Source organism: Photobacterium andalusiense, from assembly GCF_900185625.1.
Classification (GTDB): domain Bacteria; phylum Pseudomonadota; class Gammaproteobacteria; order Enterobacterales; family Vibrionaceae; genus Photobacterium; species Photobacterium aquimaris.
Genome location: NZ_FYAJ01000002.1, coordinates 91,767 through 114,779, shown reverse-complemented (window position 1 = coordinate 114,779; position 23,013 = coordinate 91,767). Strand labels below are relative to the sequence as shown.

Here is a 23,013-nt window from a genome sequence, read left to right as displayed (position 1 = left end):
TAAAGGATTGATTGTGAAACGTATTTTTTTAATAACGACCATAATGTTGCTACTATTTGGCCTCTCTATCAGCGCTGAAGCAAGCCCACAACCTCAAAAACTCACCAAGATAAGTCTGATGCTTGATTGGTTTGTAAACCCCAATCATGGCCCGATTATTATTGCTCAAGAGCGTGGTTATTTTAAGCAGCATGGCATCGAAGTTGATATTCAGCAACCTGCCGATCCATCATTACCACCGAAATTAGTTGCCGCTAATAAAATCGATCTTGCCGTTACTTATCAACCTAATTTAACCATTGATGTTGCTGCTGGTTTACCGTTAATGAAAACGGCAACTCTGATTGCGACACCGCTTAATACATTAATGGTATTAAAGAAAAGTGGCATCACTGATTTATCGCAACTGAAAGGAAAGACAATTGGTATTGCCGTCGCTGGCAATGAAGACGCCACCATTGGCACCATGCTAGCGAATCACGGTGTCAAGCTAACGGATGTCAATATCGTCAATGTCGGTTGGGCACTATCATCGTCATTAGCCTCAGGTAAAGTTGATGCGATTTGGGGCGGATTACGTAATTTTGAAACCAATCAATTAGCGCTAGAAGGCTACCCTACCACCTCGTTTTTTCCAGAAGAGAACGGCATTCCTAGTTATGATGAATTGATCTTTGTCGCCAACAGTAAGCATTATAACCGCCAAGCGATCACCGCTTTTAATGCTGCTATTACTCAAGCAACCACCTATATCATCAATCACCCTCAAGCTGCATGGCAACAGTTTATTCAATACGCACCCGATACCTTGAATAACAAGCTTAACCATAACGCATGGAACGACACTTTAACGCGGTTTGCTTTGCGTCCTGCGGCTGTCGATTTTAAACGCTACGATGATTACGCCCAATTTCTATTTAAACACCACGTTATAACCCAACTACCGCAAGCCAAAACTTATATTGGCAGCTTCTAAGGAGAGATCACATGACATACCAAGATTTAATTGATGCTTGCCAACCTCAGTGGACCACTTATACCCAGCACCCTTTTGTGATCCAACTGGGTCAAGGCACACTACCACAGCATTGTTTTATGCATTATTTAAAGCAAGATTTTTTGTTTCTCAAACAATATGCCCGCGCTTATGCGTTAGCGATTTATAAAGCGCGCACTTTAGCCGATATGCGTCGCGCGCTACCAAGTGTAGCGGCTTTATTGGATCATGAAATTGCCCACCATATTGATTACTGTGGCGCTTGGCATTTAACCGAACAAGATATGGAACAAGAGCCAGAAGATGTTGCCACAGTGGCTTACACTCGTTATGTATTGGATGCAGGTATGCAAGGGGATATCATTGATTTATATGTCGCCCTTGCGCCATGTGCGATTGGCTATGCGGAAATTGGCAACTTACTGGCTAATGGTACAACAACCGTGTTTGACAATAATCCCTACCATAGCTGGATCGCGTTATATAGCGGTAAAGAGTACCAACAAGGTGTAGCCACAGCGACGGTATACCTTAATAACCTCCTTGCAGAAATTCCACTGCACAGCCAACGTGGTCAGCAACTTGTTCAAACCTTTAAAGTCGCAACCGAAATGGAAATAGCGTTCTGGCAACAAGGTCTTAATGCAGGAGCTGTCAACAATGCATAATCCATCACAGCCCATCTTTAACTCAGCCACTTTGACCGCGAATATTATTGCAGCACTGGCACAAGTAAGAGCACAAAAACCATTAGTGGTTAATATCACCAATTATGTAGTGATGAACAATACTGCTAACGCTTTATTAGCCATTGGCGCGTCACCGATTATGGCACATTCACGTCAAGAAATGGCGGAAATGATGCACATTGCAGGCTCATTAGTGATCAATATTGGCACCCTTGATAACGAATGGATTCAGCGGATGCTATTTGCTGTTGAACAAGCCAATGCCAATAACAAACCGATTGTATTAGATCCCGTTGGCTGTGGCGCAAGTGTATTACGCACCCACACTGCCCGCACTCTAGCAGCGAAAGCCAATAATTTAATCATTCGTGGTAATGCATCTGAAATCATTGCCCTTGCAGGTGAAACCAGCCAAACCAAAGGCGTTGATGCACTTGATAGCAGCGATACCGCATTCGTCGCCGCACAAGCATTAGTCGCACAATACCAAGCTAATGTGGTTATCTCAGGTGACGTTGATTATGTAGTGACAGCGTCACAGACTATCCGCCTTCGCAATGGTCACCACATGATGCCTTATGTCACTGGCATGGGCTGTTCATTAACCGCATTAACGGGCGCATTTGCCGCAATTGGAGAAACATCAGGGCTAGCAGCGACTGCAATCTATGCCATTGTCGGTGAAATCGCCGCCGAGCAATCAACAGGGCCTGCCACTTTGCAGCTCAATATTATTGATGGTTTATATCAAATCAGTGCCGAGCAAATTCAACAGCGACTCAATATAGCAGTGGTAGCGTCATGATAACCAGCAATCACAATCCTTATTTATTGTATTTAGTGACTGACGATCAGCAAAGTCTAACCACCCTTGAACATGTAGTACGAGAAGCCGTCGCGGGTGGCGTAACCATGGTGCAAATTCGTGAAAAACACGGTGATGTGCGGGCTTTTATTAAACGCGCTCAAACCGTAAAAGCGATTTTACAACACGCTTATACGGCAACTGGTCGTCATATTCCGTTGATCATCAATGATCGGGTTGATGTGGCGCTGGCGGTGGATGCTGATGGAGTTCATTTAGGTCAAACAGATATGCCAGTTGTTACAGCTCGACAACTGTTAGGAAAAGATAAACTAATAGGACTATCGATTGAAACTGAGCAGCAACTCGCCGATTGTGCCTGTCTGCCGATTGATTACATTGGGCTTAGCGCCATTTTTGCCACTGCGACTAAAACTAATTTGGTGACCCATTGGGGACTAGCAGGTTTACAGCGTGCGGCAGCGATTTGTCCATTTCCGATGGTGGCGATTGGTGGCATTAACCACTCCAATTTAACTGACGTTATCGCAGCAGGTGCTGATGGAATCGCAATTGTTTCAGCAATAAGTCACGCTGATGATCCACGCCAAGCAGCGATGACTATCAGATCTTTACTTAACAATAACTAATCGCGTTTATAAAAAATGGGCTGAAAATATCAGCCCATTTGACGGTATTAATTTCGTTTTAGTGTTTGCGTCTAAACAGACTTAAGCCTAACAGTGATAACAAACTCAATATTCCTAATGTACCGCCAGCGTTATCATTTGGCGGAGTAATATCATCATCAGCCTTAACACCATCACGATGTTTTACATTCACCTCTAGTTGCTGTGTCGCGTTATCAGCCACCGCTTTGCTCGTTGTGGAACCGATTAATGACAAGGTGAAGGTATATTTACCCGCTTTTAAGCCATTAACATCAAACATAATCGTTTGTGCACCGCTTTGCTGTAACTCGACCTTAGGTAAAGTAATTTGCGCTATATTTTCAGGGGTTGGTGAAATTGCAATCGTCGCAATATCCCCTGCCTGTGCCGTTGCTGGCAATATATATGGCACTGATAAGTGGCTACCATCAAGTAACATTTGCAGCGGTACTTCACCGACTTGATTATAACGGTATGCTAACGCCAAAATAGCAGGATCATGATCCGATGAGCGGTAGGCATCCGCACTGTATAATAGATCAACATTGTCGCCTTTATGCTCTTGGTTATAATCAAATAACGTCGATTCAGCAGCGTTGATATGCCAATCCGTTGCATCTAAAACACGATCTTTGAGTGAAGGACTGACCAAAATATGATCAAGCGCGCCAATTTCATCATTGTATGAATAGCTATAACCCGCGTATGGCTTAGCTTTACTCATCATTTCTACCGCATTGATATAACCATAACTGCGGCTGATCACTCCACCTTCAGCACCAAACTGAGGTTGTTCACCGATAAAGGTATCACGTGCTGCTTTAAGTGTTTTAGCGGTTGGATTATTTGTTAAAACCAGCAAAGCATCTTCATGAGCATAGGAGTTTAAATCACCAACAATAACGCGATCTCCGCCCCATTTTTCCATTTGCTTACCAATTTCATCAGCTGCCGCAACTCGGAATTTTTCACAAGAGCCTTGGAAATCAGGATCTTTAACTTTGCCTGTCGCTGGATCGAAATTACTCCACGTTTCCCAGCCTTGCCAATCTTCCCAACATGTAGAACCTTTTGATTTAAGGTGATTAACACCAATGGTTAAACGCTTACCGGTATTATTAATAATAAACGATGCAGCCAACATATCGCGTTGATAATTTTTGCCGTTTTCACGCACTTTACCTTTGCTGTCAACTACAGCATCACCATTTTTATCCGCAACCACTGGCGCTTGTTGTGATGGCATTAATACTTGTTTTACTTTTTCTAACGATACTCGTGCAGGACGGTACAACATACCTGAGGTGATCGCATCACCACCAAAGGTATCTAATTTATCAATGACGGTATCACCGTTAGCATCAATACCAATAAAGGCATAGCGATTATCAATATGATCATCTTTAGCATGATCACCTGAATCTTCACGATTATATTTTAAATTAACATTATTAACTAAACTTGAAATAGCACCAGCGCTACCATAGCCGTTATTTTCTATTTCCATTAGCCCAAGAATATCAGCATCTAAACCATGAATAGCCGCAACAATTTTCGCTTGTTGACGTTCAAATTCAGCTTGCGAATCAGCACCACGATTTGATTGCTGTGGGTTGGCATCACCACCGAACGGTGAATTAAAGTAATTCAATACATTTAACGTCGCTACACGTATATCAAAACTATGATGTTCAGTTTTATCATTCACTGTCGGTGTCGGCTGGCGAGGTTGATGCTTAATAATGTTTTCAGCTGTGATTGTATTTTGCGTAATTAAACGAAAATTATTATATGAGTAACTTAATACCCCTTCTAAACCCACAATAGCATCGTTAATGCGTAGCGGATTATTCTGAGGATCAATGCCAAAATCAGGATAATAAGGGATCACGCCATTAGCAGCTTTGCTATCGGTTTCAACATAAAGGCGGCGATCGTTATTGTATTCAGCTTGCTGTTTCGCTTCCTTACTGCCAGCAACATAATGTTGGTTAGGTTGGAAATTTAGTCGTTCAAATGCTAAGACTAAATTATTACGATAACCGCTGTAATCAAAACTGAACGTACGAGAAATACGCATTGTTTGATCATCTTTCTGCTCAGGCACAATATCAGCAGGCAAGCGTACTAACATTCCTTCATGGCGTTCTAATGTTGCTTGAAAACTATTGCCATCTTCCGGTATTTTAACTAAATCTATTGCTGCAGGTTTTCCGGCATTAGCATTAACGACTTCCCATAACCCATCTGTAGCCACCACTTTGGTCATACCATAATCTTCTGCGATAAAACCACGCACACAGATTTCTTGACCGATAAGAGTTGCGTCTAACGGTTTATCAGTCTCAACAAAGATGCCATTTGATGTAGTAGTGATACCATCATCGTCAAATAGGTAAAAACCTTTCTCTAACTCTGTTGTAACCGCACTAACAACACCCGTTACAAGGTATTCTTCATCACTAGTATATTTACCATCAGCAATAAGTGGTGATCGATAAGAATCTCCCTGAACTTCACCAATAAGTTTACGGCTTATTTCCTTAGCATCACGACATGGTGTAACCGATACTGATTTTATAGCTGATATTGCTATCGCTTTATTATGTGAAGGATCTTCTATTGAGTCTGAAATAACAATATTATTAATATCTGCACAAGCTGCTGAACTAAAAGCGGCACTTACTGCTATAGCTAATAATGAGAAAGTGTTATTTTTCATTTTATTTAATCCGTTAAAATTAGAAATATCGATGCGCATTAATATAATTTTTTGATTGTTGGATTATTAACACTGCACATAGTGTTTGAACATTAATTTAATTAACAAAAAACTCAATAATAAAAGTATGTTTTTGTGATGAAATAATCACTAATAACAATAAAAAATACTCAAAAAGAATGGTCGTCGTTCGAGAATCAACAGCATTACGTTATCTTTATTTTATCAACGCAATACTGTTTTTTTTATGAATGGCTTAATATTATTTTGTTGCCGAAGGTAACCGTGGCGGCATCGTGGCACGTTCGATACTGCACTCATAGGAGCCCATTTCAAACTCACGACAAATCCACGGACGATTTTCATAAATAGTACATAATAAAGTATCGCGATCTACCGCCGCACACCAACCATCTTCAAGGCGCAACATAACTTCACCGCCCCACTCATCAATATCGATGTATTCTTCGGGAACACCCGTATCGGTAATAATCATTACTTCCAACCGACAACAACATGCTTGGCAAGTGCTACATGTCATGGTTGGATCTGGCTCTGCGCCTATATTGGTTACTTCAATCGTCATATCTATATACCGCTAGGTTTTCTTGTGCGCATAGTAACCCAAACCCATACTAAAAACACGGAACGGATACTATTCAATTATCGAACTCCATTGATATTCAGCGTCTAAAAAATAACAAATCCCAATATGTAGACGATAAATCACTTAATTACTGTTTTTGTCCAGATATTTACGTTCATCACTCAAAAAACCATGCTATTGTAACCAATTAGATAACAATTAATTAACCAAAAGGATGGTTATGCACGATATTACAACAATGACAATCACAGTATTTATGGGTTTCTTTGCCATGATGAACCCCATTGCTAATACCGCTGTTTTTGTCGGAATGACAGGAAGTCAAACGCCAGAGCAACGCCGAAAAACTGCATTTAAAGCCCTTACCGCTGCCTTTTTTATTATTGCTACCTTCTGTTTATTAGGTAAAGGGATCTTTGAGCTATTTAGTATTACCTTACCCGCACTGCGACTTTCAGGTGGTATTTTAGTCTTTCTGGTTGGCTATCACATGCTACAAGGTGATAGTTCAAAAATGCACTCAGAAGCAAAAGATGATCAGGTCAGTGAAGAAAAAGACATTTCAATTTCACCATTAGCGCTGCCTATTTTAGCTGGCCCAGGCACCATAGCGACAGCGATGAACTATTCGGCATCAGGTTCATTTCTACACACGATCATTACTATTATTGCTTTTGCAACCTTGTGTTTAATTACTTTAGTCTGTTTTCTTTATGGTCCTAAATTGGTTGATAAAGTCGGTGAAGCCGGCATTACTATCACCACCCGCTTAATGGGTTTAATTTTAACGGTTATTGGTATGCAAATGTTAATTCAAGGCGTACATGACGCATTCCTGTTATTTGATACTGCTAATTTAGCCAAATAATTTGTTGTAATTCACCTCTTCGCTCCCTGATAACAGCCTTAACCTTTCTTTTTATAAGGCTGTTATCTTGCCTTGGTTACATTTTCACCCTCGACATTTACAAACAAACCTCTGTATAATCCGCCCCCTTTACATCTATCTCTGTTTTCGTGCATCTTCTTTTGGCACATTGTCAAAAAATCACCGAATAAAACTGCTAGGACTACCTCTTGATATCTACCGCAAACATTACAATGCAATTTGGCGCTGAGCCGTTATTTGAAAACATTTCAGCTAAATTTGGTAACGGTAACCGTTATGGTCTTATCGGCGCGAATGGTTGCGGCAAATCGACCTTTATGAAAATCCTTAGCGGCGCACTAGCACCAAGCTCTGGTAACGTGTCTATTTCTCAAGGCCAGCGTTTAGGTACGCTAAGTCAAGACCAGTTTGCGTTTGAGCAATATACGGTTGTTGATGCTGTTATCATGGGTGATGCTGCATTATGGAAAGTAAAACAAGAACGTGATCGTATTTATGCTCTGCCAGAGATGACAGAAGAAGACGGCATGGCAGTGGCTGAGTTAGAAAGTGAATTTGCAGAAATGGATGGCTACAGCGCAGAAAGCCGCGCAGGACAGCTACTTATCGATGCTGGTATTGATGAAGAATTGCATTACGGCTTAATGTCACAAGTTGCTCCTGGTTGGAAACTGCGGGTGTTATTAGCACAGGCATTATTCTCTAACCCTGACATTTTGTTACTTGACGAACCAACCAACAACTTGGACATTCACACCATTAACTGGCTTGCTGGTGAGTTAAATCAACGTAAATGTACCATGATCATTATTTCTCACGACCGTCACTTTCTAAACTCTGTGTGTACTCACATGGCAGATATCGACTACGGTGAGTTACGTATTTACCCAGGTAACTACGAGAAATTTATTGAAGCATCATCACTGATTCAAGAGCAGCTACTATCTGAAAATGCCAAGAAAAGTGCTGAAATCAATGAATTACAAGATTTCGTAAACCGTTTTGGTGCCAATGCTTCAAAAGCAAAACAAGCAAGCTCTCGTGCTAAGAAAATGGATAAAATTAAGCTTGATGAAGTTAAATCATCAAGCCGTTTAAAGCCATCATTAAGCTTTAAACCAGGTAAAGCACTTTACCGTCAAGCATTGATTTTAGAAGAATTAGGCCATGGTTTTGATGGCGAGACTTTATTTGAAGGCGGCGATCTTATCCTAGACGCGGGCTCTAAATTAGCCATCATCGGTGAAAACGGTGTTGGTAAAACCACCATGCTGCGCTGTTTAGTTAATGAACTAAAGCATAACCATGGCGTGATCAAGTGGTCTGAGAATGCGTCAATCGGTTACTGTCCTCAAGACAGCTCTGCTGATTTTGATAACGATTTAGGTATCTTTGATTGGATTTCACAATGGCGTACTAAAGACCATGATGATCTAACTGTACGTAGCATTCTGGGTCGTTTATTGTTCACCGCTGATGATATTAACAAGAAAGTTAAAAACTGTTCTGGTGGTGAGAAAAACCGTTTAATCTTTGGCAAGCTAATGATGCTAAACATTAACGTTTTGGTAATGGATGAACCAACCAACCATATGGATATGGAAGCGATTGAAGCACTAAACAACGCCCTAAAAGTATACGAAGGCACATTGATTTTTGTTAGTCATGACCGTGAATTTGTATCATCACTAGCAACCCGTATTATTGATATTCGTGACAAGCAAGTGGTTAACTTCCACGGTACATTTGACGAATACATGTCAAACCTTGCCCTTGAAGGTAAAGTCGCTTAATAATGCTTAGTAGCAAGTTATATTATAATGTATAACTTGCTACTTAAAGTGACAGCGTCACCAACTCCTATTTACCAGCAACTACTCGGCTGCAACTATCTGCGACATTACCCAACCTGTATGTGCTGCTGTTTTTCCTGTCGATGGATGTGGCTGTCCTTCTAAAAGTTGCTTACGCATATTATCAATATGATACAGCTGAATGTTGGTCGGATTTTCAATAACAATCTGTTGCTGCTTCTCGCCAATAATGACTTCTATCGATGCTTCATCAAACACTGAAAATCGAATTTCGCCTAAACTTCCATAAATCACGACTTTATCTTGTCGTGAATGACCACCAAAATTCCAACTGCCACTGCCTGTTACGCCACTTTCATGTAACCAACACGCACTGACTGCATCTAACGCGGTATACAAATGTTGTTGATTGATTCCAATGCCTTTTACGCTGGCAAAATTACCTAACAAATAACCAAATAAATCTAAACCATGGCTGGCGAGATCATCAAAATAACCACCAGCAGCAATGGTTTTATCGGTACGCCAATTATATTGCTGTGACAGATCCATCGGATTTGCAGGCTTATTTAAATGCCAACTAATATGCCGTACAATTCCTATTTCACCATTATTAAGCAACTGCTTTATATAATTAAACCGTGGTAAAGAACGGCGATAATAAGCAACAAATAATGGTAATTGCGCAGCTTCAAATGCAGCAACGATGGCTTGGCAGTCAGCATAATTAGGAGCTAATGGCTTCTCGACACAACAGATCTTACCTGCTTTAGCCACTTTCAAAGCGAGTTCTTTATGACTATCTGGTGGCGTTGCAATATAGACTGCATCAATGGTCGAATCATTAATGAGCACATCAGCATCAGCATATACCGCCTCAACATTGTGTCGCTGTGCATAATCATGTGCCAAAGCTTGATCACGACGCATAACGGCCGCTAGAGTGAAATTTTCAACTTTATGATAAGCTGGGCCACTTTTAACTTCAGTTACTGCACCACAACCAATCATACCCCAGCGGATCATCTTCGTGTTCATTACTTTTATTCCTTTCAACGTATTGTATTATTGCTGTTTTACTTACTGTCGCAGCTATAGTTTAGGTTATAAATTACGTATACTGCGAATAATATCCCCAATCAGATAATGACTATGACAACCATTACTTTAATCACCAATGTCGGCAATATAGAAATTAGCCTCAATAAACAAAAAGCACCGGTTACTGTGCGTATTTTTATTCAATATTGCCGTGATGGTTTTTATAACGATACCATTTTTCATCGTGTTATCGATGGCTTTATGATTCAGGGCGGTGGACATAATGAAGATTTAGTAGAAAAGCCAACCCGAGACCCGATCGTCAATGAAGCTAATCGTGGTCTAAAAAACACCATCGGTACGATTGCAATGGCGCGAACAGAAGCACCTCATTCAGCTACAGCACAGTTTTTTATTAATCTGGCGGATAATGATTTTCTTGATTACACAGCAACAACAAATAGTGGTTGGGGTTATACCGTGTTTGGTAATGTCACGGCAGGAATGGATGTTGTTAATCATATTGCGAAAGTTAAAACAACCACGACTCAAGGTTATGAGGATGTACCTTGTTGTCCAATAATCATTCAGCAAGTAATAATTAACGAATAATTATCCAATATCTATTTGAAGTGATGAATAATCACCGCTTCAAATAGATATAACAAAGTATTATTTAGCGAGATGAGTCTTTTGTTTTAATAATGATCTCTGCATGTTCTGCTGATATAGGCATGACTTTGAGTGCATGAACATTACTTCCACCGGTATTTCCCATTGGAACACCGTCAATAGCGGTTAATAATGCTGCACCGACAATACGTATAAGTTGCCCTATCACTTCTTTAATATCACGTTGTTTAATAGCCCAACATAACATCAAATAATGAACCTTAACATGCCAATAAGTTGATTCCTGCCCCAATACATGTGCATTTTCTAAATACCGAAATGCGGCGACTGAATCAGCTCTTTTTTGTGCTCGATATGAGCGAATCAATTCCCTTTTAACATAAGGCGCTATATTGTGACTAAAATTACTCATCATCCCTCCGAGTTATTATTCATCCTTAAATAATTAGCCCACTATCTTTTTATTACCGTAATTTTACAGCGGTACCAAACGCAAGTAATTCACAAGAACCATCCATAATAGCACTGGTTGTAAAACGCACGCCAATAACTGCATCGGCACCTAATGCTAAAGCCTCCGCTTCTAAACGTGCCATTGCTTGAGCTCTCGCTTCGTTAAACATTTCGGTATAGCCTTTTAATTCTCCACCAACAATTCCCTTTAAACTAGCCATAATGTCACGGCCAATATGCTTAGATTGCACAACATTACCCGTAACTATACCTAGTATAGCGACAATTTCACGTTCAGGGATCGTTTCTATTGTTGCTAAAATCATTATGCAAAATTTCCTTAAAATATCTGTAATATTCTTATCCACAATAAAGGAGCAACACCCTTAATACAATATAACTTTGCAGATTAAATAATCAAAAGAAATACTTTGTTACATGTAAACCATTGAGTTTACTTTTTTGGGTGGTATAATTTTCTGACAAATTCAATAGAGTGTAAAAAAATGAAAAAAGGCTTAATTGGACTAGCTCTACTTGCAGGTGGTCTTGTAACATCTCTTCCAGCAACTGCCGGTACGTTTACTTTAGGTCACACTTGGCTACTTGAAATTGGTAACGTAAAAGGAAAGATCCCTTTTCCAATTTGCCGTAATGCGAAAGGTTTCAAAATCGAAGCACAACGAGATCTTAAACTTGATCGTGTAAAAGTGCGCTTCCGCAACGGTGAAGAAAAAACGTTTAACTATTATCGCGATGTGAAGAAAAATCAAGATACAGGCGTACGTCTATTTGGCTATGAGCGCTGTATTAAGCATATCGAAGTATCTGGAAATTCTGATGGTACTCGTGCAGGCGTTAAAGTGATCGGTATTGATTAATACCCAGCAACGATAATAAAAAGTAGTTTAAATAGCGTAATACTTTCTCATATTAAATGAGTACAGTATTACGCTTTTTGTTTTTCTATAATACTACTTTCGAACAACTACTTTTGATTTAATAATAATTTGTGCCATGATATTTGCAATAATTGCAGCAACAACCAGAAATACAAAATAAAACGCGATAATATCTATTGCAGAAACAGTAAAGTTTAATGTTTTTGCTACACCAAGTACGATTGGAAATAACCACGAAACAAAAGAAATAGTTCCTACCGCTGTAACTATCATAATCTCATATACAGTTAATGTATTAAGTAGTGTCGAACCAATAGAATTCTTAATTTTAGGAATAATTAACTTATGTACAAAATAACCATTCACAGTCAATATTAATACAATAAATAACTTACCCCATATCTTTTGATTCATTAAATTTTCTGGTGTATATAAATAATAATGAATGATAAAAAGCAAGCCAGAAATCCATAGCATCCCAAGACCCGTGAATACAAATTTACTCACAAATTCAATAGTTTGATATTTTTCTTTTGTGATCTCTTTTTTGATATGTTTAAGAATAAACACATCAAGCATCCAAGCACATCCGAGCCCAATGGCTAACCCAGCTAAATGCATAAATTTAATAATACATTTAAGGTTTAATATTGAAAATAAATCATCCATGACACATCCATAAATTACATGTAAGAAAAGCAGTTATTTATTATCAATTGCTTTTGTTTAATATATTAATAACATAGCATCACATTTAAAATTTAAAAATAGCGTTATTATCTAACTAATAACTATTGGTTTTATTTTTATCAATACTAATATAGATATATATTTTTGTTATATAATTAAATAGTGAGTAATATACATTATAATAATATATTGCGTCATTTCCAATTTCAAAACTTATCTCTACTAATTTTTATTTCTGATTAGTAAAAACTCATTAGTTATATTAAAATAAATTTATAATAATTATAATTAAAGATACTAATAAACAACATATGGATACTTAGCTCACATAAAGCTAATTAATTACAGATATCCAGACAAGAAAATAAGTCGGTTTATTTCACTAAATAAGCTCTTTACGGTATCAATTGCTCATTTCATACATTATATTTTCTTCTATTTATTAACTATAATTTTAATCACAGCAACTATAGTAAAACTATTAAAATACAACAAGATAAAAAAATACTGGTTATAAATATGCAAAAATAATAACTATCAAATCATGTTAAGCTAAAGTTAAACCCTTGTTCATTAGATTAAGTTTTACAAAATCAAAAATAACGCTATAGTTCTTATATCTTTTAAACACGTAATATTAGTAATAAATATCTTCTTTTTATTTTAAAGATATAAACTAATACGAATCCTTATTATAAAAAGTAGATATTTCATGCGCTATCATGATTTTATCTCATTGAAAAGTAACTATATGTCAAATAATAAACAACAAATTGAGCTACAAAAAGAAATGGGCCCCAATTGGTTTGCCTCTGTAATGGGTACCGGTATTATAGCTAACGCTGCTGTTGGTCTACCTTTTATTGGTAAAAACTTAGCTGGTTTCTCAACTGTCGTTTGGTTAATTGCGTTTGCTATGCTCATTTTTATGACAATTCTTAAAAGCTATCAGACAATTACCAAGCCACATATTATTAAACGACAATTTAATGATCCGGTGATGTCGCAGTTCTTTGGTGCGCCACCAATGGCATTCCTGACTGTTGCTGGCGGTACGCTTTTACTTGGTCCACATCTTTTTGGTGAAAGTCTTGCACTTAATATTGCTTGGCCATTATTTTGGATCGGTACCATAAGCGGTATTATTACAGCGATTATTATTCCTTACCGTTTATTTACTCACAATGAAGTGCACGATGACGCGGCATTTGGTGGCTGGTTAATGCCAGTTGTACCTCCTATGGTATCTGCAACTATCGGTTCAATGTTCTTAGCTCATATGCCCCATTCTGCTGCTCAACAAACACTGCTTTACGGCATGTATGCTTGTTTTGGTATCAGCTTAATGGCATCGATTATTATCATTACACTAATCTGGAGTCGTCTAGCGCATGCTGGTACTTCAGGCAGTGCTCGTGTACCAACATTATGGATTGTATTAGGTCCACTTGGTCAATCTATTACAGCAGCTGGTTGTTTAGGTACAGCGGCACTGATTACTGTTAATGAACCAATTGCAAGTGCAATGAATATGATGGCGATTTTATATGGCGTGCCTATTTGGGGCTTTGCTATGTTGTGGTTCTGTGTCGCTGCATTATTAACCCTACGTGCTATGCGTCGTAAAATGCCATTCGCATTAACATGGTGGGCATTTACCTTCCCCGTTGGTACATGTGTAACCGGTACAACCCAACTTGCACACCATACAGGTTTACCTGCATTTCAGTGGGCGGCAATTATTCTATTTGCATTCTTAATTCTTGCTTGGGTTACAGCAGCATTAGGAACATTAAAAGGCTTTAAACAAGGTAAGATTTTCCATAACCCTACCTCGGTTGTTCATATTAAAGCGAAAAAAGGCAATAACTAAATATAAAAAGCCCAGCAATCTTTACCTTATTAAGGTTACAGATTACTGGGCTGTTCGTTTTTATATATCTTAAACTTTTAGTGTTTTTTGAGCGCGAAGACTGCCGATCACATTAACGAGTGCTCCAACAATAATCATTGTTCCACCAGCTAACGTCCACACTGAAGGCACTTCGCTAAATACTAACCACCCTAATACGATCGAAAACACCACTTGAATGTATGAATAAGCAGTTGCCTTACTCGCCACTTCTGTTTTCATTGCTTTGGTTAAACCAACTTGCCCAAACTGGGTGAAAATCCCCACAAATAACAATAAACCAAGCGCTTCTTTAGATGGCATTACAAAATCATTGCCCAGTAAAATCACCGATAAGGGTAACGCTATAAGCGGGAAATAAAGAATAATCACTGAGCTATCTTCAGTGATACTTAACCGTTTGACAATAATGTAAGACACACCACTACCAAACGCCCCTAATAGCGCAATACCAATGCTAAATAGCGGTAACTGTTGAACATGATCCAACGTTAGCCCTGAACCAACCATTAGTACTAAGCCAATAATTGAACAAAAAATACAAATGATGGTGGTGATATGGATTTTTTCTTTAAGGAAAAGTATCGCTAAAATCGCTGTAAATACTGGGTTTAGATATTGTAAAATAGTCGCTTCAGCGAGCGGTAACGTAGAGACCGCATAGTAAACGCAAATTAACGCCAACGATCCTGTCACACCACGAGTTAACAATAACTTACGATTGTTCCCCCACACACAAATACCTTTACGTTTTACATCTGCATAGCTAATCAATAATGACACAATTGCGCGCGCCGCAACGATTTCAAACACTGGAATACCATAGGTGTGCACCAGTTTTACACAACTCGACATCAATGCGAATGCCAGTGCTGACATCAGCATATATCTGACGCCAATAGGAATTTTGTTCAAAGAAAAATTGGGCATAGTGAGCAGTTCATTAACATAAACAATCATTTTATGAAAAAAAACATCAACCTCGCAAGCGTTATCTTACTTAGATTAGAATGCATGATGGTTATTATTACAGCAATTATGGCTGAAAAATGAACTGAAAATTAACAATATGAGATTTCCATTACTGATATGGTCATTTATTCCAGCAAGCATAGAATAAATACTAATTTTATAAACTTGATTAACTATTATGAAAACACTCCCTATATTGGCTTGTGCTATCGCAGGCTTACTTGGTACTCAAGCTGCAAACGCATGTACAACACTTCTTGTTGGTAACCAAGCATCAACTAACGGCGCTTATTACATGGCGCGTAATGAAGATTACAAAGCCGTATGGGCGAAACATTTTGTACTCCATCCTCGCACCGTTAATCAAAAGGGTGAGTTTCATTCAAACACTGACGGCTTTACTTATCCATACCCTAAAGTGTCATTGTCTTACACATCAATGCAAGATTGGGATACCCATGATCAAACCATGGGCGAAGTTGGCTTAAACTCAGCGGGTGTTGGTATCACATCAACTGAAAGCCTAACTAACCGTAAAGCCGCGCTGGCAGCTGATCCTTACACTAAAAATGGTATTAACGAAGACTCAATTGAAAATGTGATTTTACCTCGTATTCACAGCGCTAAAGAAGGTGTTGAATTACTAGGTAAAATCATTGAAGAGCGTGGCGCTTCTCAAGGCTTTGGGGTTGGCTTTATTGATAAAACGGGTATTTGGTACTTAGAAACAGGCAGCGGTCATCAGTGGATGGCACGTAAAATTCCTAATGATGCTTATTTCATCTCTGGCAATCAGGCGCGTTTAAAAGAATATATACCACATAATGCTGATTATCTTGCTTCACCTAATTTGGTTTCGTTTGCAGAACAACATGGTCTATATACAGCAAAAGCGAATCAACCTTTTGATTTCCATGATGCTTATGGCACAACGGGTGGCAAAGAGAACATCACTTATAACTACCCTCGCGTATGGATTGCACAGCATATTCTTAATCCAGGCTTAAAAACGCAAGTTGATCGTGACCAACAAAATTATCCGGTATTTTTAACACCAACTCATAAAATCTCACTTCAAAAAGTTGAAGATATTATGCGTAACCATTATCAAGGCACAGCAATGGACCCATATGCCAACGCTGATCCTCTTGGTCATTACCGTCCTATTTCAGTGTTCCGCTGTGCTGAGTCACACATCATTGAAGTCCGTCCTAACTTACCAACTGCAATTGGTGAAACAGAATATATTAACCTTGGTATGACAGCACTTGGGGTTTATATACCGTTCTACCAAGGCACAACTAAGATCCCATATGGTTATGATATTGGTACCGATGTCGCAAGTAACGGTTCAATTTTCTGGGATATGCGTAAGCTACAAACATTAGGCATGGCGAATTGGAAACAAAATGCACCGATTATTCGTGCAGCCTATGATAAATACGAAGCTGACACTGCTATTGCTCAGAAAAAAATGGAACAAAAATACTTAGCTATTTATAAGCAACATCCACAGCAAGCCACTAATTTGATTAATGCGTTTGAAAAAACAGCTACAGATAATGCGCTTAAAGTCACTAACGAAATATTCACTACGTTGACTCAAAAAGCTGATATGGCATCGCATTTCGCAGGGGCGTAAACACCTAACTAACAGTAAATATGATGTTATATGAAAAGCGCTAACCTAATCGTTAGCGCTTTTTTATGGCTTTCTGTTTTCAGTGGCGAATGCCAGTAAACGCAAACTAAAGATATCTCTGGGAACTGTTTACGTTATAATCGCCATCCAGCTCAACAATAAATAGCGTGTTATGTACCAACTGACGTTTTCATTTGAAGAATTTCTTGCCGAGTTTTGGCAAAAGAAACCGACCATCATCAAAGGTGGTTTTAAAAATTTTGTCGATCCCATTACGCCTGATGAATTAGCAGGATTGGCAATGGAAGAAGAGGTTGATTCGCGCTATATCGCTAAATTAGCCGATGCTTGGGATGTTCGCCATGGGCCACTAACATTTGATGACACTCCTGAAGATAATTGGTCATTCATTGTTCAAGCCGCTAACCATTGGCATGAAGGTGCTGCACAATTAATTACTCCATTTCGTCAATTACCAGGGTGGTTACTTGATGACTTAATGATCAGCTACTCGACTCCTGGCGGCGGCGTTGGACCACATATTGATCAATACGATGTATTTATTACTCAAGGCTCTGGCAAACGTCATTGGCGGGTTGGTCCTAAAAAAGATGATTACGAAGAAGAATGTCGTCATCCTGCTTTACGTCAAATTAAAGGCTTTGAGCCGATTATTGACGACATTTTAGAACCAGGTGATATTTTATATATTCCACCAGGTTTCCCTCATGATGGTTACGCAATTGAAACTTCAATGAGCTTCTCTGTTGGTTTTCGATCACCTAAAAAACAAGAACTACTCAGCAGCTTTGCTGATTTCGTGATTGCAAATGATATTGGTGATGTTCACTACCATAATCCAAAGCTTCCCGCTCGTACGAATAACGGCGCTATCTTAGCAGAAGAAGCCAAAGATCTTGAAAATATGATGCGTAGTTTGCTTGATCACCCGCAGCTATTAAAACAATGGTTGGGTGAACATTTAACGCAAAATCGCCATGAACTCGATATATTACCTTCAGAGCCACCATGGCAAAATAGTGAAACGTATCAATTTCTAGAAGATGGTGAAGCATTTAAACGTATTGGTGGGTTACGAGCGTTTTATCACCCAGATCAAGCACACCTTGTTTATATCAATGGCGAACAATATCAACTACCGCCAGAATGTGCTGATGCCGCTAAATTACTGTGTGACGAAGAACAAATCACTTACACTCAATTGGGTGAACAGCTTGATCATCCAGCCTTTCTAGCGATGCTTACACAATTGATCAACCTTGGTTATTGGTACCCTGTCGAGTAAATACCCTAAATAAGAGAGGCGATCACCTCTCTTATTTTTGTTTTGTTCGTGGTTGACGCTCAATAATAGGTTATGACTTATATTGAGCTAATGTCAGTGATAATCGCTTCACCCACCAATTAATTGCATCTTTTATATCATCAGATGAATCAATCATAGTGCTGAGATCTTTATTACCAGCTCTGCGATCAATAGCCGCAATGATTGGCTCTCCTGTTGTTGCATCACTGATTAATATTTCCATCGAAGCCGAACCAACATTGGTATGCTCCCCTGTTAATACTTTAGAGATTGTTGATATACCTAATCCGACCGGTAACACGCTGCTTGTGATAGCTAATATAGGATTCGGTGTTTGAACATTGGTAATCGCAATAGTGACCCGTAATGTTTTTAACTGCGGCTGTTCAACTACCTTTAACGTAGTATTTAATGATTTTAATTGATTAATAAAATACTCTTTTATCTCGATAATTTCATCATCAGATAAATGATCACTCTTTTTGTTATCAAGCATAATATGAACTTGGTCATAAATAATATGATCGTATTGAGCTATTTTTCGTTGTAATGAACGTTGATTAAATATACCGCGTTTAGCCCACACTAAATCAACGCCATCTTCAGGACCAGGACGAAAATCTTCAAAGGTTTCAAATGTTTTTGGCTTTAGTATTTGATGATTACTGGCACAACCCGTTACCGTTATAATCATAAACATTAATAACCAGATCTTTAGTTGCATGTTTTCGTCCTCTCATCCATTTAGTAATAAATATATTGTTTATTACTGCACGATTATCTAGATTTCCCCACAAACAGTATGCCGTACTATAATTTAATATTAAACATGATGCAAAGAAAACATGAACGCCAAAAGAAATACAAAAAAAAAGAGCTAGCACAATGGCTAACTCTCTTTAGAAGAAGAAGAAGAAGAAGAAAAACAACAATAAATGCAATTACAAACGCGCTAATTCCGCTTTACGGGTTTTATTTACTACACAGAAATTACCACGACGAGTACGGCACTTTGAGCATCTTTCACACTCAACATCTGCTTTATAACCATCAAGCCAACGTTTAATTAACTTTGGCTCAGATAGTAATGGTCGTGATAATGCAAAAAATTCAATGCCAGTATTATTTGCCATGGCTTCAATAGCATCAAACTCACTCAAGCCACCGACAGTAATAACAGGGACATTAACGTCTTGGCTGATCACATCACCATATTGATGGAAGTAACCTTCAGGCTCAATGGTATAACCATCATAAGATTCGCCAACCATCGTGTCAGCTTTACCATGGACGTTACCCGAAATGATGATCGCATCAACACCAACAGCTTCTAGTTTTTTACAAATAAGGCGAGTTTCAGCAAATGTTAGTCCACCTTCAAAAAACTCCGAGGCCGTTAGTTTCACCAAAATTGGGAAATCATCACCCACTAAGGTTCTAATTTTCGCGTAAATTTCTAATAAGAAACGCATACGATTATCAAGGCTACCGCCGTATTGATCATCGCGTTGATTGTAATATGGGCTTAAAAACTGATTAATTAAATAGGTATGCGCCGCATGAATTTCAACGCCATCAAAACCAGAATCTTGAGCGCGTTTAGTCGCTAATGCAAAAGCTTCAACAATATAATCAATATCAGCTTGAGTCATTGCCTGACCCAATGTCTGAGTGCCTTTTTCAGCGACAGCACTTGGTGCAAAGATCACTCGTTCGCCAACGTTATAGGTTGTTTTAGTACCACCATAAGCAAGCTGCATCACAATTTTGGCATCGTATTGGTGAACAAGATCTGTGAGTTTTTGATATTCTTCGATAAAAGAATCGTTATACATACCCATCATGCCAGCATTGGGTTTTTCTTCTTCGACAATATTTGCATAACCCGTTACGATCAGCCCAACTTCCCCTTGTGCAAGCTCTTCATAAATGGCATAAAGTTTATCGGTCATATGGCCATCTTCTGTTGCCATATTTTCCCAGGTTGCACTACGAACAAAGCGGTTTTTTAATGCCATGTTACCAATACGGGTTTCTGTAAACAAAGTACTCAAATCAAATCCTCTTAAATATCGTTTGGTCTTATTTCACCAGCACCAAAAAAACCAAAAAGAACAGCACCTTAATACTGTTCTTTTTATGTGCATTTTTACTATAAGCGCTAAGCTGGAATGAATAATAACGCTAATATACCTAAAAATCTTTAATCTGGATTAAGATAATGTCAGTTCTATTAATTATATTCTTAGAAGTAATTTTAATAATATTTATACCGTCGCAGTAATTACAAAACAGTAACACCTTCAGTTTCAAGCACACTATTTGCACCTGCACGATCAATAATTTTAACTAATACAGATTGAATAGTTTCGTCTTCACGCACGTCATTATCACTGGCAAATTTTTGCTGTTGAGGCTCAGCGCCTTCTGCAAGCGTAAATGTAACCACGACTTCTGTCGCCACATCAGCAGTTTTACCAAAATAGGCCAGAGAAAGTTGAGGATATCCTTTAAATCCCTTTTTAACTTGTTTTGCAATCCGTTTTTTTGCTTTATCTACATTCATGGTTAATCCTTACTCATTTTCTCATAAAATCAAAACGGTACAGATTCATAATACGTTGATTTCAGCAGTGATAATACTTAAATTACGCCCTAATCAATCACAAACCAAGGTGGTGGTGCGCGTTTAGTCCATTTAGCAAACGTTGATTTATCACCTCGATAAAAATCACGGTAAGCCGTAATCGCATCACCTTCTACCTTGTAAGTATCAGGCATAGCTTGAGCAAAGGTCGTCAACCCTATTGCATCATATGAACATGCAGCAATAGTATTCAGCACTGCAATCGATTTATGATCGTTGTCTTTATCGTAACGAAATTTATACTCTTTATTTAATGCTATCGTTAACGCCTTTAACCACAAAAAATTATCGTATGATTGCTCAACCCACAATACACAAGGGTGATTAATGTGGGTTGATTTATAAGGTGTCGTAAATCCCTTTTTATTGAGAGCGGTACATAAAAGCTGCACACTTTCTAAAATCATTTTAACCACATGTTGATCACAGTGGTATTGCGCGCACTTTTCAATATCATCATCTAAAATAAAAATATTCATCGAATCGTCCTTTATTTGATGCACTAATAGTTTAGAAGAAAATAGTCATTATTATAAATCTATTTCAATATATGACCGTTGATAATGAGCTAATAATTGCTGTACCCCCATAACACTAATATCAAGCGTGGCGGTGTTAGTAAACGGATGGCATTGTAATGATGAATAGTTAAATATCGATTTATCAATAACCAACTCAACTTCATGATGGTGATCTTTTATTATATCCAAAATAGAAACCGCCCCAGGAATAGTACCAAGATACTTATCGAGCCGCCGTGGAGATGCAAAACTTAAACTTGTAACGCCTAGATGTAGGCTAAGTGATTTTAAATTAACACTTTTATCAGCCATAACAACCACTAAAAAGTGTCTACTCCCTTTTCTATCCTTAATGAATAGATTCTTTGTCGCCACACCATCAATATTCAAATCTAAAAGATGCGCTTGTTCACAGTTAAATACTGCAGGGTGTTCATGTTTTTTATAATCAATCGATAATTCATCAAGTACATTATATATATTCATCATTCAGCCTTTATTAATTTTAAAAATACCCCTAATAAATAAGCTATATTTATTTCCTGATTTATATTATTTAAATTTAATTAGAATTGATAACAATATTGAGTATTTATTTAAAAAATCAGAAGGATGATCATAGTAAAGCTAGGACTGAGCGCATAGAGCCTAGAATATACTAGGCTCTATGTGATGTGAGTTGTCAGTATTATATGAGAAAACCTAACTACCACATCAACTAAGCAACAGCAGAACATTGCTTAGTAATAAAACTAAAGCGCGTTTTACTTATAGAAAGCTTCAACAGTGCCTTTTAAAGTAATCAGTAACGGGTTGCCGCGACGATCTAATGCTTTAGACGGCACTTTTATCCAACCTTCACTGATGCAGTATTCTTCAACATCAAAACGCTCTTTGCCGTTAAATAGAATGCCGATCTCATATTCAAAAGCAGCTTCTAGGTAATGTGGGCTACGAGGATTACCAGAAAGGTGATCAGGTAAAGTCGGGCGTGATGTAGTATCGTTCATGTTGATGCCTGTCGAAAATCAAAAGTGCGCTATTGTAGACAATCTAAGACTGACGCTCAAGAGTTGTAT

At 38.3% G+C, this 23,013-nt stretch carries 24 protein-coding genes; 11 read left to right on the top strand and 13 right to left on the bottom strand.

The features are described from left to right. Window positions 1-13: 13 nt before the first annotated feature. Genes PAND9192_RS05995 through thiE form a run of 4 tightly spaced genes read left to right on the top strand, consistent with a single transcriptional unit; the run spans window position 14 to window position 3,141 of the window. Window positions 14-976 (top strand): ABC transporter substrate-binding protein, encoded by a 963-nt coding sequence (locus PAND9192_RS05995; RefSeq protein WP_370738378.1) that lies wholly within the window; start codon window positions 14-16, stop codon window positions 974-976. 11 nt (window positions 977-987) lie between these two features. Further along, entirely contained in the window at window positions 988-1,665 is a 678-nt protein-coding gene (tenA, locus tag PAND9192_RS05990; protein WP_087852990.1) for a thiaminase II, read from the top strand. After that, entirely contained in the window at window positions 1,658-2,491 is an 834-nt protein-coding gene (gene thiM, locus PAND9192_RS05985; protein ID WP_087852989.1) for a hydroxyethylthiazole kinase, read from the top strand. The genes tenA and thiM overlap by 8 nt, the downstream gene beginning before the upstream one ends. Continuing rightward, a complete protein-coding gene (gene thiE / locus PAND9192_RS05980) occupies window positions 2,488-3,141 on the top strand; it encodes a thiamine phosphate synthase (RefSeq protein ID WP_087852988.1) in 654 nt (217 codons plus the stop codon). Before thiM ends, thiE begins: the two co-directional genes overlap by 4 nt. Before the next feature lie 58 nt (window positions 3,142-3,199). On the opposite strand, the gene PAND9192_RS05975 is transcribed toward thiE, so the two are convergent. Together PAND9192_RS05975 and PAND9192_RS05970 are read right to left on the bottom strand one after the other, a co-directional pair. Further along, window positions 3,200-5,884: an ExeM/NucH family extracellular endonuclease gene (locus PAND9192_RS05975; protein ID WP_087852987.1), complete on the bottom strand. Its 2,685-nt coding sequence runs from the start codon at window positions 5,882-5,884 to the stop codon at window positions 3,200-3,202. A 262-nt stretch (window positions 5,885-6,146) separates the two neighbouring features. Then, window positions 6,147-6,470, bottom strand: coding sequence for a YkgJ family cysteine cluster protein (locus PAND9192_RS05970; protein ID WP_087852986.1), 324 nt, complete (start codon window positions 6,468-6,470; stop codon window positions 6,147-6,149). A 241-nt stretch (window positions 6,471-6,711) separates the two neighbouring features. Here PAND9192_RS05970 and PAND9192_RS05965 point away from each other — a divergent pair, with 241 nt between their 5' ends. Beyond that, window positions 6,712-7,359: a MarC family protein gene (locus PAND9192_RS05965; protein ID WP_087852985.1), complete on the top strand. Its 648-nt coding sequence runs from the start codon at window positions 6,712-6,714 to the stop codon at window positions 7,357-7,359. Window positions 7,360-7,568: 209 nt separating this feature from the next. Further along, a complete protein-coding gene (locus PAND9192_RS05960; protein WP_087852984.1) occupies window positions 7,569-9,173 on the top strand; it encodes an ABC-F family ATPase in 1,605 nt (534 codons plus the stop codon). Window positions 9,174-9,254: 81 nt separating this feature from the next. Here PAND9192_RS05960 and PAND9192_RS05955 read toward each other — a convergent pair whose 3' ends face one another. Next, a complete protein-coding gene (locus tag PAND9192_RS05955) occupies window positions 9,255-10,232 on the bottom strand; it encodes a Gfo/Idh/MocA family protein (protein WP_200817780.1) in 978 nt (325 codons plus the stop codon). A 114-nt stretch (window positions 10,233-10,346) separates the two neighbouring features. Here PAND9192_RS05955 and PAND9192_RS05950 point away from each other — a divergent pair, with 114 nt between their 5' ends. Further along, window positions 10,347-10,847: a peptidylprolyl isomerase gene (locus PAND9192_RS05950; RefSeq protein ID WP_087852983.1), complete on the top strand. Its 501-nt coding sequence runs from the start codon at window positions 10,347-10,349 to the stop codon at window positions 10,845-10,847. 64 nt (window positions 10,848-10,911) lie between these two features. Here PAND9192_RS05950 and PAND9192_RS05945 read toward each other — a convergent pair whose 3' ends face one another. Together PAND9192_RS05945 and PAND9192_RS05940 are read right to left on the bottom strand one after the other, a co-directional pair. Then, a complete protein-coding gene (locus PAND9192_RS05945; protein ID WP_234998984.1) occupies window positions 10,912-11,280 on the bottom strand; it encodes a DUF3703 domain-containing protein in 369 nt (122 codons plus the stop codon). A 52-nt stretch (window positions 11,281-11,332) separates the two neighbouring features. After that, complete coding sequence (locus PAND9192_RS05940) at window positions 11,333-11,647, bottom strand: YbjQ family protein (RefSeq protein ID WP_087852981.1); 315 nt, start codon at window positions 11,645-11,647, stop codon at window positions 11,333-11,335. A 180-nt stretch (window positions 11,648-11,827) separates the two neighbouring features. On the opposite strand from PAND9192_RS05940, the gene PAND9192_RS05935 reads away from it, so the two are divergent. Continuing rightward, window positions 11,828-12,202, top strand: a complete 375-nt coding sequence (locus PAND9192_RS05935) for a DUF2541 family protein (protein ID WP_087852980.1) — start codon at window positions 11,828-11,830, stop codon at window positions 12,200-12,202. Between the two features lie 93 nt (window positions 12,203-12,295). Here the strand turns inward: PAND9192_RS05935 and PAND9192_RS05930 are convergent, their stop codons facing one another. Continuing rightward, window positions 12,296-12,892: a hypothetical protein gene (locus PAND9192_RS05930; protein WP_087852979.1), complete on the bottom strand. Its 597-nt coding sequence runs from the start codon at window positions 12,890-12,892 to the stop codon at window positions 12,296-12,298. 772 nt (window positions 12,893-13,664) lie between these two features. Between PAND9192_RS05930 and PAND9192_RS05925 the strand changes: the two genes are divergently transcribed. Next, window positions 13,665-14,786: a TDT family transporter gene (locus PAND9192_RS05925; RefSeq protein ID WP_087853516.1), complete on the top strand. Its 1,122-nt coding sequence runs from the start codon at window positions 13,665-13,667 to the stop codon at window positions 14,784-14,786. A 69-nt stretch (window positions 14,787-14,855) separates the two neighbouring features. Here PAND9192_RS05925 and PAND9192_RS05920 read toward each other — a convergent pair whose 3' ends face one another. Beyond that, window positions 14,856-15,755 (bottom strand): DMT family transporter, encoded by a 900-nt coding sequence (locus PAND9192_RS05920; RefSeq protein WP_087853515.1) that lies wholly within the window; start codon window positions 15,753-15,755, stop codon window positions 14,856-14,858. Window positions 15,756-15,975: 220 nt separating this feature from the next. Here PAND9192_RS05920 and PAND9192_RS05915 point away from each other — a divergent pair, with 220 nt between their 5' ends. Both PAND9192_RS05915 and PAND9192_RS05910 read left to right on the top strand, forming a co-directional pair. After that, entirely contained in the window at window positions 15,976-17,439 is a 1,464-nt protein-coding gene (locus PAND9192_RS05915) for a C69 family dipeptidase (protein ID WP_087852978.1), read from the top strand. A gap of 172 nt (window positions 17,440-17,611) precedes the next feature. Then, window positions 17,612-18,745, top strand: a complete 1,134-nt coding sequence (locus PAND9192_RS05910) for a ribosomal protein uL16 3-hydroxylase (protein ID WP_087852977.1) — start codon at window positions 17,612-17,614, stop codon at window positions 18,743-18,745. 70 nt (window positions 18,746-18,815) lie between these two features. Here PAND9192_RS05910 and PAND9192_RS05905 read toward each other — a convergent pair whose 3' ends face one another. The 6 genes from PAND9192_RS05905 to PAND9192_RS05880 all read right to left on the bottom strand — a co-directional run bounded on the left by PAND9192_RS05905 (window position 18,816) and on the right by PAND9192_RS05880 (window position 22,944). Continuing rightward, complete coding sequence (locus PAND9192_RS05905; protein WP_087852976.1) at window positions 18,816-19,490, bottom strand: DUF3313 domain-containing protein; 675 nt, start codon at window positions 19,488-19,490, stop codon at window positions 18,816-18,818. A 217-nt stretch (window positions 19,491-19,707) separates the two neighbouring features. Next, the gene (locus tag PAND9192_RS05900; RefSeq protein WP_087852975.1) at window positions 19,708-20,820 is read right to left on the bottom strand and encodes an NADH:flavin oxidoreductase; all 1,113 of its coding nucleotides are present in this window, start codon (window positions 20,818-20,820) and stop codon (window positions 19,708-19,710) included. Between the two features lie 230 nt (window positions 20,821-21,050). Further along, window positions 21,051-21,332, bottom strand: coding sequence for a hypothetical protein (locus PAND9192_RS05895; RefSeq protein ID WP_061000381.1), 282 nt, complete (start codon window positions 21,330-21,332; stop codon window positions 21,051-21,053). An 89-nt stretch (window positions 21,333-21,421) separates the two neighbouring features. After that, on the bottom strand, window positions 21,422-21,892 hold the full coding sequence (locus PAND9192_RS05890) for a pyrimidine dimer DNA glycosylase/endonuclease V (protein ID WP_087852974.1): 471 nt from the start codon (window positions 21,890-21,892) through the stop codon (window positions 21,422-21,424). A gap of 51 nt (window positions 21,893-21,943) precedes the next feature. Next, window positions 21,944-22,423, bottom strand: a complete 480-nt coding sequence (locus PAND9192_RS05885) for a prolyl-tRNA synthetase associated domain-containing protein (protein WP_234998983.1) — start codon at window positions 22,421-22,423, stop codon at window positions 21,944-21,946. Window positions 22,424-22,698: 275 nt separating this feature from the next. Continuing rightward, on the bottom strand, window positions 22,699-22,944 hold the full coding sequence (locus PAND9192_RS05880) for a DUF3297 family protein (protein ID WP_061000383.1): 246 nt from the start codon (window positions 22,942-22,944) through the stop codon (window positions 22,699-22,701). Between the last annotated feature and the right edge of the window lie 69 nt (window positions 22,945-23,013).